The sequence below is a fragment of the Actinospineispora eucalypti genome (assembly GCF_039543365.1).
Taxonomy (GTDB): Bacteria; Actinomycetota; Actinomycetes; order Mycobacteriales; family Pseudonocardiaceae; genus Pseudonocardia; species Pseudonocardia eucalypti.
The window spans coordinates 71,978-86,845 of record NZ_BAABJP010000039.1; the positions used below are offsets into that span (position 1 = coordinate 71,978).

Genomic DNA, 14,868 nt, shown 5'->3' on the forward strand with positions numbered 1-14,868 from the left:
TAGGGCACGGTGCGGATCCTGCTGTTCACCGGGAAGGGCGGCGTGGGCAAGACCACGCTCGCCGCTGCCACCGCTGTCCGGGTTGCCCGGAGCGGGCGCAAGGCCCTGGTCGTCTCCACCGACCCGGCGCACTCGCTGGGCGATGCGCTGGACGTCCGGCTGACCGGCGACGCCGTCGAGGTGGAGCAGGGGCTGTCCGCCGCGCACCTGGACAACCGGGCGCTGCTCGCCGGCGCCTGGGGTGAGCTGCGTGGACACCTCCGCACGGTGCTCGCCGGGGCCGGCGTGGACGAGCTGGTGGCCGAGGAGCTGACCTGGCTGCCCGGTGTGGAGGAGCTGCTCGCGCTGGCCGAGGTGCAGCGCTTGGCCCGCACCGGCCCGTGGGACGTGGTGATCGTGGACTGCGGGCCGACCGCCGAGACGCTGCGCCTGCTCGGGCTGCCCGAGGCGGTGGCCGGCTACCTGGAACGGCTCTACCCGGCGCACCGGCGCGCGGTTCGGGGCCTGCTGGCCGGCATCTCCGGGGCCACCGGCCGCCCGGCCACCGGCGACTGGGACGACGCCGCCGACGCGCTGGGCCGGCTGGCCGAACAGGTGGCCACGCTGCGCGCCATGCTGGCCGACCACACCACGACCAGCATCCGCCTGGTGCTCACCCCGGAGCGACTGGTCGCGGCGGAGAGCCGGCGCACCATGACCGCGCTGGCCCTGCACGGGCTGCGGGTGGACGGCCTCGTGGCCAACCGGGTGGTGCCGCCGATCGCGCCGTCGCTGCGCGGCCCGGCGGCCCGCTGGGTCCGGGCCAGGCACGCCGAGCAGCAGGAGGTGCTCGGCGAGCTGGCCGCCCTCTGGGGCCATGACCGGGCGGCCGAGGGCTCGGTCCGGGCCGTGCCGTACACGGCGGCCGAGCCGATCGGCACCGCCGCGCTGGCCGAGCTGGCCGAGGCGGTCTACGGCGACGACGAGCCGCTGGTGGGTGCGCCGGCCGAGACGCTGCTCTCGGTGCGCCGCACCGACGGCGACGGAACCGACGCGGAGTCGCGGTTCGAGCTGGCGCTGCGGCTGCCCGGGCTGGACAAGCGCACGCCCCTGGAGCTGACCCGGATCGACGACGACCTCGCGGTCACCGTGGACGGGGTGCGGCGACTGGTCGCCCTGCCCGCCGTACTGGCCCGCTGCGAGGTGCTGGGCGCCCGCGTAGGGGTGGACGAGCTGGTCGTGCTGTTCCGGCCCGACCCGGCGGTTTGGATGTCCCGGTGAACACGCAACGGTGCGCGGACCACGACACGGTCGCGGACGACTGGCGGGCCTACGCGGACAGCGCGTTGGACATGCTGGAGCCGCTGGTCGAACGGATCCGGACCCAGCCCCCGCCCGCCGGTGCGGAGGCCGAGCCGAGCAGCTGCGCGAACTGTCCGGTGTGCGCGGTGATCACCCTGCTCCAGGGCGGTCGTTCGGAGCTGGCGGTGCGGCTGGCCGACCAGTTCGGCGAGCTGCTGGAGGCCCTGCGCACGGCCCTCGCGGAGGGAGCCGGCGCACCGCCGAAGCCGGGCCGGCCGGCCCCGAAGGCCCCCGGAGGGCACCGGGGCTTCCGGTCGCCCCGGGTGCAGCACATCTCCGTGGTGCGCGACGGCGACGGCGGAGCCGCTTCGGGTCGGGCGCCCAGTTCGGCGCCCGACGGCGATACAGGCGGCCCGTGCTGACGATCGGCGTCGACGTCGGGGGCACCAGCGTGCGGGCCGGCGTGGTCGACCCCGAAGGCGCGGTCCTGGACACCGCGCGCGCCCCGACGCCGGCCGAGGAGAGCGCCCTGGACGCGGCGATCGTCGGCGTGGTCGACGAGCTGGTGGCCCGGCACCCGGTGCGCGCCGTCGGGCTGGCCCTGGCCGGGTTCGTGAGCCCGGACCGCCGGGTGGTCCGGTTCGCCCCGCACCTGCCGTGGCGCGGGGTCGCGGTGGCCGACCGGATCGCGGCCAAGTGCATGCTGCCGGTGGTGATCGAGCACGACGCGAACGCGGCGGCGCTGGCCGAACGCCGGTTCGGCGCGGCCTCCGGTTCCGGATCGCGGGCGCGGTCGATCGTGTTCATCGCCCTGGGCACCGGGATCGGGGCCGCCCTGCTGATCGACGGCCAGATCTACCGGGGGGCGCACGGCGTGGCCCCGGAGCTGGGCCACCTGCGGGTGGTGCCGGGCGGCCGGGCCTGCCCGTGCGGCAAGCGGGGCTGCTGGGAGCGCTACTGCAGCGGCACCGCGCTGGTCACCACGCTGGTCGAGATGCTGGCCGCCGACCCGGCCGCCTCACCCATGCTGGCCCGGCAGACCGTGGTGGAGGCCCGGGGGATTACCGGTCGGCAGGTGGCCGCCGCCGCCCGCGACGGCGACCCGCTGGGCCAGCGCGCGATGGCCGAGCTGGCCCGTTGGCTGGGGGAGGGGCTGGCTCTGGTGGCCGACATCTACGACCCGGAGCTGGTGGTCATCGGCGGCGGCGTCTCCGGCTCGGCCCCGCTGTTCCTGGACGAGGCCAGGGAGCACTACGCGCGCACGCTGACCGGGGGCAGCCACCGCCCGCTGGCCCGCATCCGCACCGCGCAGCTCGCCGACAACGGCGGAGTGATCGGCGCGGCCCAACTGGCCAGGGAACAGGTCACCACCCGCTGACCACCCCGATTCAGTCACTCCAGCAGCGTGATTCAGTCACTTCAGCACGGTGATTCAGTCGCTTCAGCAGGTTGATTCAGTCGCTTCAGCAGGTTGATTCAGTCACCCGTCGGGGCTGACGCGCCGAAAGTGACCGGAGCGCTCAGCGCCCGTCCCCAAACCCGCGCGACCGAACCTCGCCGAGACAAGCCACGACACCCCGCCGAGCCCGCCCCAAAGGTTCCCGGTCCACCCCGAGTCGGCTCGGCCGAAACGACTGAATCACGCTGCTGAAATGACTGAATCACCGTGCTGAAGTGACTGAATCACCGTGCTGAAGTGACTGAATCGGGGAGGGGAGGGCGGGGTCAGACGATGGCGCCGTCGTCCGGGCCTTCGGCATCCGGCTTGGTCCGGGCCGGCCAGCAGCGCAGCAGCAGCCAGCCCAGGCCGGTGGAGATCAGAACCAGGCCGAGCGGCAGGCACACCGCCGAGTCGAGGCGCAGCGTGTCGTGCACGGCCAGCAGCACGATCCCGGCGCTGACCAGGATCAGCACCGCCATGGCGGCGAAGCTCATCCGGGGTAGCGGCGGCGGGTCGGGCGGCACGAAATGGTCCTGCCCGGCGAGCATGTCGTAGGGCGGACAGACGCTCGGAGCGGGCGGCGGATCGACCGGCTGCTCGGCGGCGGCCTGGCGCGCGGCCGGCGGGTCCGGCCACCGGGGCACGGTGCCCTCGGCGACCCAGCCGGCGACGATGTCGTCGAAGCTGGCCGGACGACCGGAGGCGTGCGTGGGCCGTCCCTCTTCCTCGGGCTGCGGCCGCGTCACCGGCACATCGTGACACGAACTACGCCGAAGCGGGAGTGGTCCGCGTTGTCCGTTATCAGAGTGGCTCCGTAGGCTGGGCGGTGGTCGGTGGACGAGAGGCGGCGTTTGGTGGTCTGGTGGTTGCTCAAGTACGTGCTGCTGGGGCCACTGTTGCGCCTGTGGTGCCGGCCGTCGGTCGAGGGCGAGGAGAACATTCCGGAGCGGGGCGGTGCGCTGGTGGCCAGCAACCACCTGTCCATGGTCGACTCGTTCTACCTGCCGCTGGTGCTGCGCCGTCGCATCGCCTTCATGGCGAAACGGGAGTACTTCACCCAGAAGGGGTTCATCGGCTGGTGCAAGAAGCAGTTCTTCACCGCCGTCGGGCAGGTGCCCATCGACCGGTCCAGCGGCCTGGCCGCGCGCGCCGCGCTGGACACCGGTAACCGGCTGCTCGGTGAGGGACGGCTGGTCGGCATCTACCCGGAGGGCACCCGCTCGCCGGACGGCCGGCTCTACAAGGGCAAGACCGGGGTGGCCCGGATGGCCCTGGAGTCGGAGGTTCCGGTGATCCCGGTGGCCATGTTCGGCACCGAGAGGGTGCACCCGGCGGGCGCCCGCATGTGGCGCCCGTACAAGGTGCGGATCAAGATCGGTGAGCCGATCGACTTCTCCCGCTACTACGGCATGGCCAACGACCGGTTCATCCAGCGCTCGATCACCGACGAGATCATGTACGCCCTGATGGAGCTGACCGGCCAGGAGTACCGGGACGTGTACGCGGCCAAGGTCAAGGAGGACCTGGAGACGGCGAAGAAGTCCGCCGCCCGCCCGCCGGCCCCGTTGTCCAGCGGAAAGGCCAGTTGATCGGGCTCGTGCGCTTCTTCTACGACTGCGAGTTCATCGAGGACGGCCGGACCATCGAGCTGGTGTCCATCGGCGTGGTGGACACCGAGGGCCGCGAGTTCTACGCGGTGTCCACCGAGTTCGACGACCGGATGGCCGGCCCGTGGGTGCGGGCCAACGTGCTGCCCAAGCTGCCTTCGCCGGCCGACCGGGCGTGGCGCTCGCGCGAGCGGATCCGCCGGGACCTGCTCGAGTTCCTCACCGCGCCGGGCGAGGAGATCGAGCTCTGGGCCTGGATCGCCGCGTACGACCACGTGGTGCTGTGCCAGCTCTGGGGCGCCATGCCGGCGCTGCCGAGGCCGTTGCCCCGGTTCACCAGGGAGCTGCGGCAGCGCTGGGAGGACGCCGGGCGACCCCGGCTTCCGGCCGCCCCCTCGGACGCGCACGACGCGTTGGCCGACGCCCGGCACAACCTCGCCCGATGGCACGCGATCGAAGCTCACCTTTCCGCGCGGGGCGGCTTGCTGCATCGATCCAGCCCGTGAGAGTCTTCCCGTCGTGCGAATCGGAGTGCTTACCGGTGGCGGCGACTGTCCCGGGCTGAACGCGGTGATCCGCGCCATCGTGCGCAAGGGTGTGCCGGAGTACAACTACCAGTTCGTCGGTTTCCGGGACGGCTGGCGCGGGCCGCTCGAGGGCGTGACCATGCCGCTGGACATCCCGGCCGTGCGGGGCATCCTGCCCCGGGGCGGGACGATCCTGGGCTCCTCCCGGACCAACCCGTTCAAGGTGGACGGCGGCGTCGACCAGATCCGCCGGACCCTGATGAACCTCGGCGTCGAGGCGTTGATCGCGATCGGCGGCGAGGACACCCTCGGCGTGGCGGCCAAGCTGCACGAGAAGGGTGTGCAGGTGGTGGGCGTGCCGAAGACCATCGACAACGACCTGTCCGGCACCGACTACACCTTCGGCTTCGACACCGCCGTCGGCATCGCCACCGAGGCGATCGACCGGCTGCACACCACGGCCGAGTCGCACCACCGGGCGCTGATCGTCGAAGTCATGGGCCGGCACGCCGGCTGGATCGCGCTGCACTCCGGCATGGCCGGAGGGGCGAACGTGATCCTCATCCCGGAGGTCCCGTTCGACATCGACCAGGTGTGCGACTGGGTGAACAGCCGGTTCCGCACCAACTACTCGCCGATCGTGGTGGTGGCCGAGGGGGCCACCCCGAAGGACGGCACGATGGGCGTCCTGACCGGGGAGAAGGATGCCTTCGGGCACGTGCGGCTGGGCGGCATCGGCGAGTCGATCGCCCGGGAGATCGAGGAGCGCACCGGCAAGGAGGCGCGCACCACGGTGCTCGGGCACGTGCAGCGCGGCGGCACGCCCAGCTCCCGGGACCGCTGGCTGGCCACCCGGTTCGGGCTGCACGCCATCGACGCGGTGCACGACGCCGCCTGGGGTTCCATGGTGGCCCTGCGCGGCGCGGACATCATCCGCGTCCCCCTGGCCGAGGCCACCGAAAAGCTGAAGACGGTCGACCCCGCCCTCTACGCCGAAGCCGCCCAGTTCTTCGGCTGACCGGGGCTCGAGCACCTTGAGACTACCTCTGGTGGCAGGCGCAGGACAGGAAGACACTGCGCCGCTACGGGTCGCCGCGTGCCGCTACCACTACGAGGGCTGACCACGTGACCGGCGATGGCCGAACTCGACGAGTGGCTTAGGCTGGGGAACCGTGAACTGGACCGTGGACGCACCGGTTGATGAGCTGCCCGAGCTGCCGCCGCTGCCGGAGTCGCTGCGCACCCGGCTGGACGGTGCGCTGGCCCGGCCGGCCGCGCAGCAGCCGGAGTGGCCGGACGACGGCGAGGTGCGGCAGGTGCGCACCGTGCTGGAGAGCGTCCCGCCGGTGACCGTGCCGGAGGAGGTGGACCGGCTGCGCGAGCGGCTGGCCGCCGTGGCCCGGGGCGAGGCGTTCCTGCTGCAGGGCGGGGACTGCGCGGAGACCTTCGCCTACAACACCGAGCCGCACATCCGGGGCAACATCCGCACCCTGCTGCAGATGGCCGTGGTGCTGACCTACGCGGCCAGCATGCCGGTGGTCAAGCTGGGCCGGATCGCCGGCCAGTACGCCAAGCCCCGCTCGTCGCCGATCGACGCGCTGGGCCTGCCGTCCTACCGGGGCGACATCGTCAACTCGCTGAAGGCCACGCCGGAGGCCCGGATCCCGGACCCCAGCCGGATGATCCGCGCGTACGCCAACGCCAGCGCGGCGATGAACATGGTGCGCGCGCTGACCGGTGCCGGCATGGCCGACCTGTCCTCGGTGCACGACTGGAACAAGGACTTCATCCGCCGGTCCAAGGCCGCCGAGCGGTACGAGGCGCTGGCCACCGAGATCGACCGGGGCATGCGGTTCATGGCGGCCTGCGGGGTGGACGACCCCAGCCTGCACAGCGTGGAGTACTTCGCCAGCCACGAGGCGCTGCTGCTGGACTACGAGCGGTCCATGCTCCGGCTGGACGCCCGCGACCCGAACGAGCCGAAGCTCTACGACCTGTCCGGCCACTTCCTGTGGATCGGAGAGCGGACCCGGCAGCTGGACGGCGCGCACATCGCCTTCGCCGAGCTGCTGGCCAACCCGATCGGGCTGAAGATCGGCCCGACCACCAGCCCGGAGCTGGCGGTGGAGTACGTGGAGCGGCTGGACCCGCACGGCGTTCCCGGCCGGCTGACGCTGATCAGCCGGATGGGCAACGGCAAGGTGCGCGACGTGCTCCCGCCCATCGTGGAGAAGGTGACCGCGTCCGGGCACCGGGTGATCTGGCAGTGCGACCCGATGCACGGCAACACCCACGAGTCCACCACCGGCTACAAGACCAGGCACTTCGACCGGATCGTGGACGAGGTGCAGGGCTTCTTCGAGGTGCACCACTCGCTGGGCACGCACCCCGGCGGGCTGCACGTGGAGATCACCGGCGAGGACGTCACCGAGTGCCTCGGCGGCGCGCAGGAGATCTCCGACGCCGACCTGGCCGGCCGCTACGAGACCGCCTGCGACCCCCGGCTGAACACCCAGCAGTCCCTCGAGCTGGCCTTCCTGGTCGCGGAGATGCTCCGAGGCTGACCCGGCTCAGCGGTGGCCGCGGCCGCCGAAGATGTCGTCCAGCAGGCCGTCGAGCTGGTCGCCGATGGCGTCCTCGACGTCCTGGCGGAACCGTGAGGGCGGCCCTGTACTGACCACCAGGGTCACCGGGCTGTTGGACGCCAGCTCGGTGCCGGCCCTCGGCAGGGTGCCGATCACCGTGCCGGCCGGCACCGTCGGGTGCGCGCGCCGCGCGCTCGGCAGCTCGCGGGGTGCGAGACCGGCCGCCTTGATCAGCTCCTCGGCCTCCGGCACCGCGGTGCCCGGTGGGATGGACGGCACCCTCGGCTTCCCGGTGGAGATCAGAAGCGTCACCGTGCTGCCCTTGCGCGCCTCGGTGCCGCTGGGCGGCGTCGAGGACACCACCCGGTCGGCGGGCACGGTGTCGCTCGGCGATTCCCGCACCGTGGGCACCAGCTCGGCGTCGCGCACCGTCCGCTCCGCCTGGTCCCTCGGCATGCCTTCGAGCACCGGGGTGGTGGTCCACCGGCTCGCGCCGGCCTGCCAGGCGAACAGCCCGACTATCACGGCCAGGAGCACCACCGCGGCCACCCAGATGGCCGTCCTACGGCGTCCCTGGCGCCGCCGGTGGAGATGGGCCGGCGCATCGATCAGCGCCGTCCGCGGGCCCTCAGCGGCATCCACGCCCGGCGGCACCATGGAGGTGAGCGCCCGGGTCGCCCGGTGCGGCGGCCGGCCGCTGGAGCGCGCCTCGGGCACGGTGGCGGCGGCCATGCCGTCGGCGTCCAGGGGAGTGGCGACCGGCACGGTGGCCTGGGGGTCGAGGGAGCCCGGCACGGGCACCGGGACCTCCGGGATGCGCGCCGAGGCCCGCACCCCGCGCACCGCGTAGAGCAGCGTCCGCGCGTCGGCGGGGCGGGCGTCGCGGTCCCGGCGGGTGGCGCCGGCCACCAGGGCGTCCAGGTCCGGGCTGATGTCCGGCACCAGCTCCGACGGCGCCGGCACGTCCTTGTTCACGTGCTGGTAGGCCACCGAGAGCGCATGGTCGCCGGTGTACGGGGTCTGCCCGGTGAGCAGCTCGTAGAGCAGCACGCCGGCCGCATACACGTCGCTCCGGGCGTCCACGTCGCCGCCGACGACCTGTTCCGGCGACAGGTAGGCCATCGTGCCGAGAATCATCCCGGTCTTGGTCTGCCGGTGCTGCGCGGCCGCCGTGACCAGCCCGAAGTCGGCCACCTTGACCGCCCCGGTGTTGCTGATCAGCACGTTCTCCGGCTTCACGTCCCGGTGGGTGAGGCCCTGGGCGTGGGCGGCGGCCAGCGCGGAGAGCACCGGCTCCAGCACGGCCAGCGCCTCGGGCGGGTCCAGCGCGCCGCGCTCGGTCAGCACGTCCCGCAGGGTGCCGCCCTGGACCAGCTCCATGGCCAGGTAGACCACCGGCGGCGGCCGGTTGTCCACCAGGTGCTCGCCCTGGTCGTAGACCTCGATCACGCACGGGTGGTCGATCCGCGCGATCGCCCGCGCCTCCCGCTCGAACCGGTCCCGGAACGCCGGGTCGGCGGCCAGGTTGGGGTCCATCACCTTGAGCGCGACCTCGCGGTCCAGCCGGCGGTCCACGCCTCGGTAGATGCGTGACATGCCGCCCACCGCGAGCAGCTCGCGGATCTCGTAGCGCCCTTCCAGGAGTACCCCGGTGAGGTCTTGCTCGGCGGAAACCACCCGGCGATGGTACGGAAGCCCCCCGACCGGCGTGCCAGCGGTAGTTTGAGTTACGACAAATGGTGCCGTGTCCTACGCCACTGTGGCATGGTGTGCTGGGTGAGCGAAATTCAGGTCGGGCACTTCGTTCTGGCCGGCGACGTGTCCGCCATCTCGATCCCAGAGGTTGCCAACCGGCTTGGTGTGCCGGTCAGCCGGGTCCAACAGTTCATCAGGGACGGTCATCTGCTGGCCGTGCGGCGGGACGGCGTGCTGGCCGTGCCCGAGGACTTCCTCGGCGCGGACGCCGTGGTCAAGGGGCTCGGCGGCACCATCACCGTGATGCGTGACGGTGGCTACGCGGACGACGAGATCCTGCGGTGGCTGTTCACCGAGGACGACTCGCTGCCCGGGACACCGATCGCCGCGCTCCGGTCCAACCGGGGCCGCGAGGTGAAGCGGCGCGCCCAGGCCATGGCCTTCTAGCGCGTTCCGCGCTAGCTGAGCGCGCGCCCGGTTGGGCGTGCGCGGGAGACCTAGGCGTTCCCGGATCGGTACAGTCGCGCGGCCCAGCTGCGCGGTAGCGCGGTCAGCGCGGCGCCGAAGCGCTGGCCCACCGGCACCACTACCCGGTGGTGCAACACCGGGTAGTCGGCGGCCTCGATCTCTCCCAGGATGCCCGCGTAGAGGGTGAAGGCCGTGCGGATGCACGGCCGGGCCGCCGGGTGCAGCAGCCCGATTCCGGGCGCGGCCTCCCGGTACTTCGCCCGCGCCCTGGCCACCAGGTAGGCCAGCGCGCGGCGCACCCTCGGGTCGGTGCGGCCCTCACGCCGGCACCAGTCCAGCAGCTCGCGGTGCACGCCGAACGCGGCCAGCTCGTCGGCCGGCAGGTACACCCGGCCCCGGTCCAGGTCCTCACCGACGTCGCGCAGGAAGTTGGTGAGCTGGAAGGCCACGCCCAGCGTCTCGGCGCTCGGCGCGGCCTCCTCGGGCGGGCACACCGTGCCGAGCACCGGCAGCAGCTGCAGGCCGATGGTGGCCGCCGAGCCGTGCATGTACTCGGCCAGCGCGGCGTAGCTGGGGTACTCGGTGACCTTGGTGTCCATCCGCATGGCGTCCAGGAACGCGGTGAACAGCGTGCGGTCGATCCGGTAGCGCGCGGCGGTGTCGGCGACCGCGACGAGCAGCGGGTCGACGCCGTCCGGGTCGCGCGGCGCGCGGTCGAGCCCCTCGGCCAGGGCGTCCAGCGCGGCCGCCCGGTCGTCGGGAGAGCGCTGGTCGTCCACCGAGTCGACCAGCTCGTCGGCGTACCGGGCGAAGCCGTACAGCGCATGAACCGCCGGGCGGCGGTCCGGGGGCAGCAGCCGGGTGGCCAGGAAGTAGCTGCGCCCGTGGCTGGCGTGCAATGCCCGCCCGCGCATATAGCCCCTTCGCAGGGCCGGGTCGGTGATTCCGGCCGCCGCCAGCTCGCGACCTGCCACGGCCGGGTTCAGCGGGGGACGGGTGTGGATCGCAGCCCGAGCGGGTCGGGCTTACGCAGCGAGATCGCGGCCACCACGGCACAGGCCATCACGAGGATCAGGTAGCCGAAGGCGTACAGCGAGACCTCGCCGGAGGGGAACGCGGCGACGATCAGGAAGCAGGACACCAGGATGACCGCCTGCATTCCCCGCGCGGTCCACGCGACGGCGGCCAGCAGCGCCATGCCCCAGGTGTAGTACCAGGGCAGCACGGCGGGGGAGCACAGCACGAACACGATCAGCAGCAGCGCGCCCTTGCGCACCGCGTCCGGACCGCCGGAGCGGGCGGAGAGCCACAGCTTCACCCCGACGTACAGGAAGATCAGCACGGCCAGCGCGCGGGCGGCCTGGATGTACGGCATGTCCCACACCGGGCCGAACGCCCACGCCACCACCGAGTGGACGAGCTGCCCGACGCCGGTGGGCAGGGACAGCCAGTTGGTGATGTTGGTCGGCGCGCTGGCGGTGACCAACCAGCCGAGGCCGACGCCGCCGAGGGCCGAGCAGGCGGCCAAGGTGGCCACGAACACCGCGATTCCGGCGGCGGCCGCCCGGACGATCCGGGACAGCTCGGGGCCACGCAGCCGCGCGGCCCACACCAGCACCAGGAACGGCAGAGCGAGCCCGGCGGTGGCCTTCACCGCCGCCGCGGCGGTGACCAGGGCGATGCCGCCCGCGTGCCGCCGGTTCAGGACCATCAGCGTGCCCATGGCCAGGAACCCGACCACCAGCAGGTCGTTGTGCGGGCCACCGATCAGATGGACGATCATCACGGGGTTGGCCACGGCCACCCACAGCGCGACCGCGGGCCGCCCGCCGAGGTGCCGGCAGAGCCCCGGGATGGCGGCGATGAACAGCACCAGGCCGACCATCATGGCCAGCCGCATGAGGATCACGCCGAGGATCATGTTCTCGCCGGTGACCCCGGCGACGGCCTTGGCCACCGCCACGAACAGGGGCCCGTACGGCGCCGGCGTGTCCTGCCAGAACCAGTGCACGTTGTCGGTGATCGGACCGGTGAGGATGTTCGGGCCGTCCACGTACGGGTCGTGGCCCTGCAGCGCCAGCGTGCCGTAGGCCAGGTAGCTGTACGGGTCCCGGCTGAACAGCGGGGGAGAGGCCACGATGGGCACGGTCCACAGCAGCGCGCTGCTCAGCACCGCCCGGCCACCCGCTCGCCGGGACAGCACGTCGCGGCCCAGCAGCACCCAGGCCCACACCGCCAGTGCCAGGCCGAAGTAGGTGACCATGACCGCGAGGTTGTAGCCGTGGCCGAACCGCCACGCGGCGAACGGCGTGCCCTCGAGCACCGGGTCGCGCCGGAGCACGCCACCGGCGCCGACACCACCCAGCACCAGGATCACGTTGCCGAGCAGGCCGAGCAGCAGCGGCTTGCGGCCGGGGTTGCCCGACCAGCGCTGCCACCAGCCGAATTCCCCTGCTGGCGGGGCGAGCGCGGGCTCGGTAAGGACGGAGGTAGCCGAAAGTCCCGCCTCGGGCGCGGCGGGCCCGGCGGGCGTCGTGGACAGCTGCGGCTGGGACGTCATCTCGCCGCCTATGCTCGCACGGCGGCCATCGCCGTGCGCCGCCAGGGGTTCCGATCAAGCTCCGGTCAAGATCGTCGGAGCCTCAGCGGCCGAGGATGCGCCATGCGGCCAGCCGGCCGGAGATCAACACCGGCGGCACGCCGACGCCCGGTGTGGTGCCGCACCCGGCCAGCACCACGTTCTCCCAACCCCGGACCAGGTTGGCCGGCCGGAACGGTCCGGTCTGGGCCACCGAGTGCGCGGCCGAGAACGGGGTGCCGGCGGCCAGGCCCTGGGCGGCCCAGTCGGCCGGGGTGATCAGCAGCTCGGTCTCCGGCTCCGCCGGGAGCAGACCGCGCGCCTCCAGCACGCCGAGCAGCTCGTCCCGGTACGCGGGGCCGACACGGGGCCAGTCCAGTGCGGCGCGGGCCGTGTTCGGGCACGGGGCCAGCACCGACCACAACCGGTGGCCCTCGGGGGCCAGTGCGGGATCGGTCAGCGTCGGCGCGGTGACCAGCAGCGACGGGTCGGCCATCAGCTCGCCCCGGTGCAGGATCTGGTCGAACGTGCCCTCCCACGCATCGCCGAAGGACACCGTGTGATGGGCTCCCGGCGGGCCGGCTGCCGGGCCGCCGGCGTGCAGGACCACGGCCGAGGGCGCCCAGCGGAGCGGGACCGCCCGCCGGGGTGCCCCGCCGAGCAGCCGGTATGCCTCGGGCAGGTCGGCGGTGAGCACCACGGCGTCCGCCGCGACCCGGCGCCGCTCGCCGGCCGGGTCCAGGTAGACCACGCCGGCGGCCCGGCCGGCGCGCCGCTCCAGCCCGGTCACCCGGCAGCCGGTGTGCAGCTCGGCGCCGGCCGCCACCGCCGCGCCGGCCAGCGCGCCCGGCACCGCGCGCATGCCGCCCCGGGGGAAGTACACGCCGGCCACCGTGTCCATGTAGGCGATCACGCCGTACGCGGCGAGGGCCCGCCCCGGGCTCACCCCGGCGTAGAGCGCCTGGAAGGAGAAGATCCGGCGCAGCCGGGGATCAGCGACGAACCGGGCGACCCGGGGACCCAGCCGGCCGAACCCGCCCAGCGCGACCAGCCGCGCCAGGTCCGGGGTGAGCAGGCGCAGCGGCGAGTCGAAGTTGGCCCCGATGAAGGTGTCGATCTGCACCCGGTAAAGCTCGGTCAGCCAGTGGCGCAGCCTCCGGTAGCCGGCCGCGTCGGCCGGGCCGCAGGTGGCGGCGACCTCCGCCTCCATCGCCTCCGGGTCGGCCAGCACGTCCAACTTCGAGCCGTCGGCGAACCGGGCGCGGTAGGTCGGGTCCAGGCGGGTCAGGTGCAGCCGGTCGGCGAGCGCCTCGCCGACCGGGGCGAGCGTTTCCTCCAGCACCTCCGGCATGGTCAGCACGGTGGGGCCGGTGTCGGCCAGGTAGCGGCCGGCCGGCCCGGTCAGGTCGGCCCAGCCGGCGCGGCCTCCCGGCCGGTCCGCGCGTTCCAGCAGGGTCACCCGGCGGCCGGCGCCGAGCAGGTGCAGCGCGGCGGACAGGCCGGCGAGTCCGGCGCCGACCACGACCACGTGGTCGACCGGCCCGGGGACGGTGCGCACCGGCCGGTTCAGTACCTGCGGCGGGTCGCCGCGTGGGCCAGCTCGGGTAGCCGGGTCGCGGCCGGTTCGGCCACCGGCACCTCGGCGAGCGCGTCCAGGGCGGCGCCGGTCAGCCGTTCGATGTCCCGTTCGACCTGGTCGGTCGCGCCCAGCGTCTCCAGCAGCTCGCGCACTCGGTCCAGCATCGGGGCGTCCAGGCCGGGGTTGCCGAGCGCCTCGTTGAGCGCCTCCAGCGCGGCCGGATCCCGCCGCTCCCGGGCGGCGCGCATGGCGTGCGCCATCAGCAGCGTGCGCTTGCCCTCGCGCAGGTCGTCCCCGGCCGGCTTGCCGGTGACCGCCGGGTCGCCGTAGACCCCCAGTAGGTCGTCACGCAGCTGGAAGGCCACCCCGATGTCCGCGCCGAACCGGTGGTAGGCGGCGAGCAGTGCGTCGTCCGCGCCGGCCAGGGTGGCTCCCAGCAGCAGCGGCCGCTGCACCGTGTAGGCGGCCGTCTTGAACTGGCAGACCCGCAGCGCGGTCTCCTCGCTCTCGTCCCCGCTGGCCTGCCCCCACACGTCCAGGAACTGGCCGCCCAGCATGTCGCCGCGCATGCCGGCCCACACCGGGTGGGCCCTCCGGCGCGCCGGCTCGGGCAGGTCGGCCCCGCTGAACATGTCGTCGGCCCAGGCCAGGGCCAGGTCGCCGACCAGGATCGCGGCCGCCGCGCCGAACCGCTCCGAAGGCCCCAGCCAGCCCCGCTCCCGGTGTCGCCGGGTGAACGTGACGTGCACGGTCGGCCGGCCCCGGCGGGTGTCCGAGTCGTCCATCAGGTCGTCGTGGATCAGCGCGTTGGCCTGGATCAGCTCCAGCGCACTGATCGCGGCGAGCACCGGGTCGGCCCCGGCCGGCTCCTGCCCGCCGCCCGCGCCCCGCCAGCCCCACCAGGCGAACGTGGGCCGCACCCGCTTCCCGCCCAGCAGCACGAACTCGGTCAGCGCCTCGGTGACCTCGGCGGTGACCGGGGCGATCGCGTCCAGCTCGGGCCGGCGGCGGGCGAAGTAGCGGCGCAGCTCGGCGTCCACCCGGCCGACCAGGTCGTCGTCGATCGTGGTGCCGGGCGCGACAATGGCCGGCTGGGTCATCTGACCT

At 73.5% G+C, this 14,868-nt stretch carries 14 protein-coding genes; 8 read left to right on the forward strand and 6 right to left on the reverse strand.

All coding sequences use genetic code 11. The annotated features are described in order from the left end of the window. Nucleotides 1-9: 9 nt before the first annotated feature. From ABEB12_RS30145 to ABEB12_RS30155, 3 genes are read left to right on the forward strand one after another with little or no spacing between them, the layout of a single operon-like run. Entirely contained in the window at nucleotides 10-1,260 is a 1,251-nt protein-coding gene (locus tag ABEB12_RS30145; RefSeq protein ID WP_185065308.1) for a TRC40/GET3/ArsA family transport-energizing ATPase, read from the forward strand. Further along, nucleotides 1,257-1,703: a hypothetical protein gene (locus tag ABEB12_RS30150; RefSeq protein ID WP_185065309.1), complete on the forward strand. Its 447-nt coding sequence runs from the start codon at nucleotides 1,257-1,259 to the stop codon at nucleotides 1,701-1,703. Before ABEB12_RS30145 ends, ABEB12_RS30150 begins: the two co-directional genes overlap by 4 nt. Then, on the forward strand, nucleotides 1,697-2,659 hold the full coding sequence (locus ABEB12_RS30155) for an ROK family protein (protein ID WP_185065310.1): 963 nt from the start codon (nucleotides 1,697-1,699) through the stop codon (nucleotides 2,657-2,659). Before ABEB12_RS30150 ends, ABEB12_RS30155 begins: the two co-directional genes overlap by 7 nt. Before the next feature lie 347 nt (nucleotides 2,660-3,006). On the opposite strand, the gene ABEB12_RS30160 is transcribed toward ABEB12_RS30155, so the two are convergent. Further along, complete coding sequence (locus ABEB12_RS30160) at nucleotides 3,007-3,468, reverse strand: hypothetical protein (protein WP_185065311.1); 462 nt, start codon at nucleotides 3,466-3,468, stop codon at nucleotides 3,007-3,009. 108 nt (nucleotides 3,469-3,576) lie between these two features. On the opposite strand from ABEB12_RS30160, the gene ABEB12_RS30165 reads away from it, so the two are divergent. The 4 genes from ABEB12_RS30165 to ABEB12_RS30180 all read left to right on the forward strand — a co-directional run bounded on the left by ABEB12_RS30165 (nucleotide 3,577) and on the right by ABEB12_RS30180 (nucleotide 7,420). Further along, nucleotides 3,577-4,311 (forward strand): 1-acyl-sn-glycerol-3-phosphate acyltransferase, encoded by a 735-nt coding sequence (locus ABEB12_RS30165; protein WP_185066137.1) that lies wholly within the window; start codon nucleotides 3,577-3,579, stop codon nucleotides 4,309-4,311. Between the two features lie 8 nt (nucleotides 4,312-4,319). Continuing rightward, nucleotides 4,320-4,835 (forward strand): polyadenylate-specific 3'-exoribonuclease AS, encoded by a 516-nt coding sequence (locus ABEB12_RS30170; RefSeq protein ID WP_185066138.1) that lies wholly within the window; start codon nucleotides 4,320-4,322, stop codon nucleotides 4,833-4,835. A 13-nt stretch (nucleotides 4,836-4,848) separates the two neighbouring features. Continuing rightward, a complete protein-coding gene (locus tag ABEB12_RS30175) occupies nucleotides 4,849-5,874 on the forward strand; it encodes an ATP-dependent 6-phosphofructokinase (RefSeq protein ID WP_185065312.1) in 1,026 nt (341 codons plus the stop codon). A gap of 154 nt (nucleotides 5,875-6,028) precedes the next feature. Further along, the gene (locus ABEB12_RS30180) at nucleotides 6,029-7,420 is read left to right on the forward strand and encodes a class II 3-deoxy-7-phosphoheptulonate synthase (RefSeq protein WP_185065313.1); all 1,392 of its coding nucleotides are present in this window, start codon (nucleotides 6,029-6,031) and stop codon (nucleotides 7,418-7,420) included. A 6-nt stretch (nucleotides 7,421-7,426) separates the two neighbouring features. Here ABEB12_RS30180 and pknB read toward each other — a convergent pair whose 3' ends face one another. Further along, nucleotides 7,427-9,118, reverse strand: coding sequence for a Stk1 family PASTA domain-containing Ser/Thr kinase (gene pknB, locus ABEB12_RS30185; RefSeq protein ID WP_185065314.1), 1,692 nt, complete (start codon nucleotides 9,116-9,118; stop codon nucleotides 7,427-7,429). Nucleotides 9,119-9,217: 99 nt separating this feature from the next. Here pknB and ABEB12_RS30190 point away from each other — a divergent pair, with 99 nt between their 5' ends. Then, complete coding sequence (locus ABEB12_RS30190) at nucleotides 9,218-9,583, forward strand: Rv2175c family DNA-binding protein (protein WP_345703267.1); 366 nt, start codon at nucleotides 9,218-9,220, stop codon at nucleotides 9,581-9,583. A 50-nt stretch (nucleotides 9,584-9,633) separates the two neighbouring features. Here the strand turns inward: ABEB12_RS30190 and ABEB12_RS30195 are convergent, their stop codons facing one another. From ABEB12_RS30195 to ABEB12_RS30210, 4 genes are all read right to left on the reverse strand, one after another. Further along, on the reverse strand, nucleotides 9,634-10,578 hold the full coding sequence (locus ABEB12_RS30195; protein ID WP_185065316.1) for a squalene/phytoene synthase family protein: 945 nt from the start codon (nucleotides 10,576-10,578) through the stop codon (nucleotides 9,634-9,636). A gap of 8 nt (nucleotides 10,579-10,586) precedes the next feature. Continuing rightward, the gene (mptB, locus tag ABEB12_RS30200; RefSeq protein ID WP_185065317.1) at nucleotides 10,587-12,164 is read right to left on the reverse strand and encodes a polyprenol phosphomannose-dependent alpha 1,6 mannosyltransferase MptB; all 1,578 of its coding nucleotides are present in this window, start codon (nucleotides 12,162-12,164) and stop codon (nucleotides 10,587-10,589) included. Between the two features lie 82 nt (nucleotides 12,165-12,246). Further along, nucleotides 12,247-13,740: a phytoene desaturase family protein gene (gene crtI, locus ABEB12_RS30205; RefSeq protein ID WP_185065318.1), complete on the reverse strand. Its 1,494-nt coding sequence runs from the start codon at nucleotides 13,738-13,740 to the stop codon at nucleotides 12,247-12,249. Nucleotides 13,741-13,748: 8 nt separating this feature from the next. Next, entirely contained in the window at nucleotides 13,749-14,861 is a 1,113-nt protein-coding gene (locus ABEB12_RS30210) for a polyprenyl synthetase family protein (RefSeq protein ID WP_185065319.1), read from the reverse strand. Nucleotides 14,862-14,868 lie beyond the last annotated feature (7 nt).

Excerpts from the sequence above, each read along its gene's own strand:
- mptB (WP_185065317.1), bottom strand. The coding sequence starts at position 12,164 with ATGACGTCCCAGCCGCAGCTGTCCACGACGCCCGCCGGGCCCGCCGCG.
- ABEB12_RS30210 (WP_185065319.1), bottom strand. The coding sequence starts at position 14,861 with ATGACCCAGCCGGCCATTGTCGCGCCCGGCACCACGATCGACGACGAC.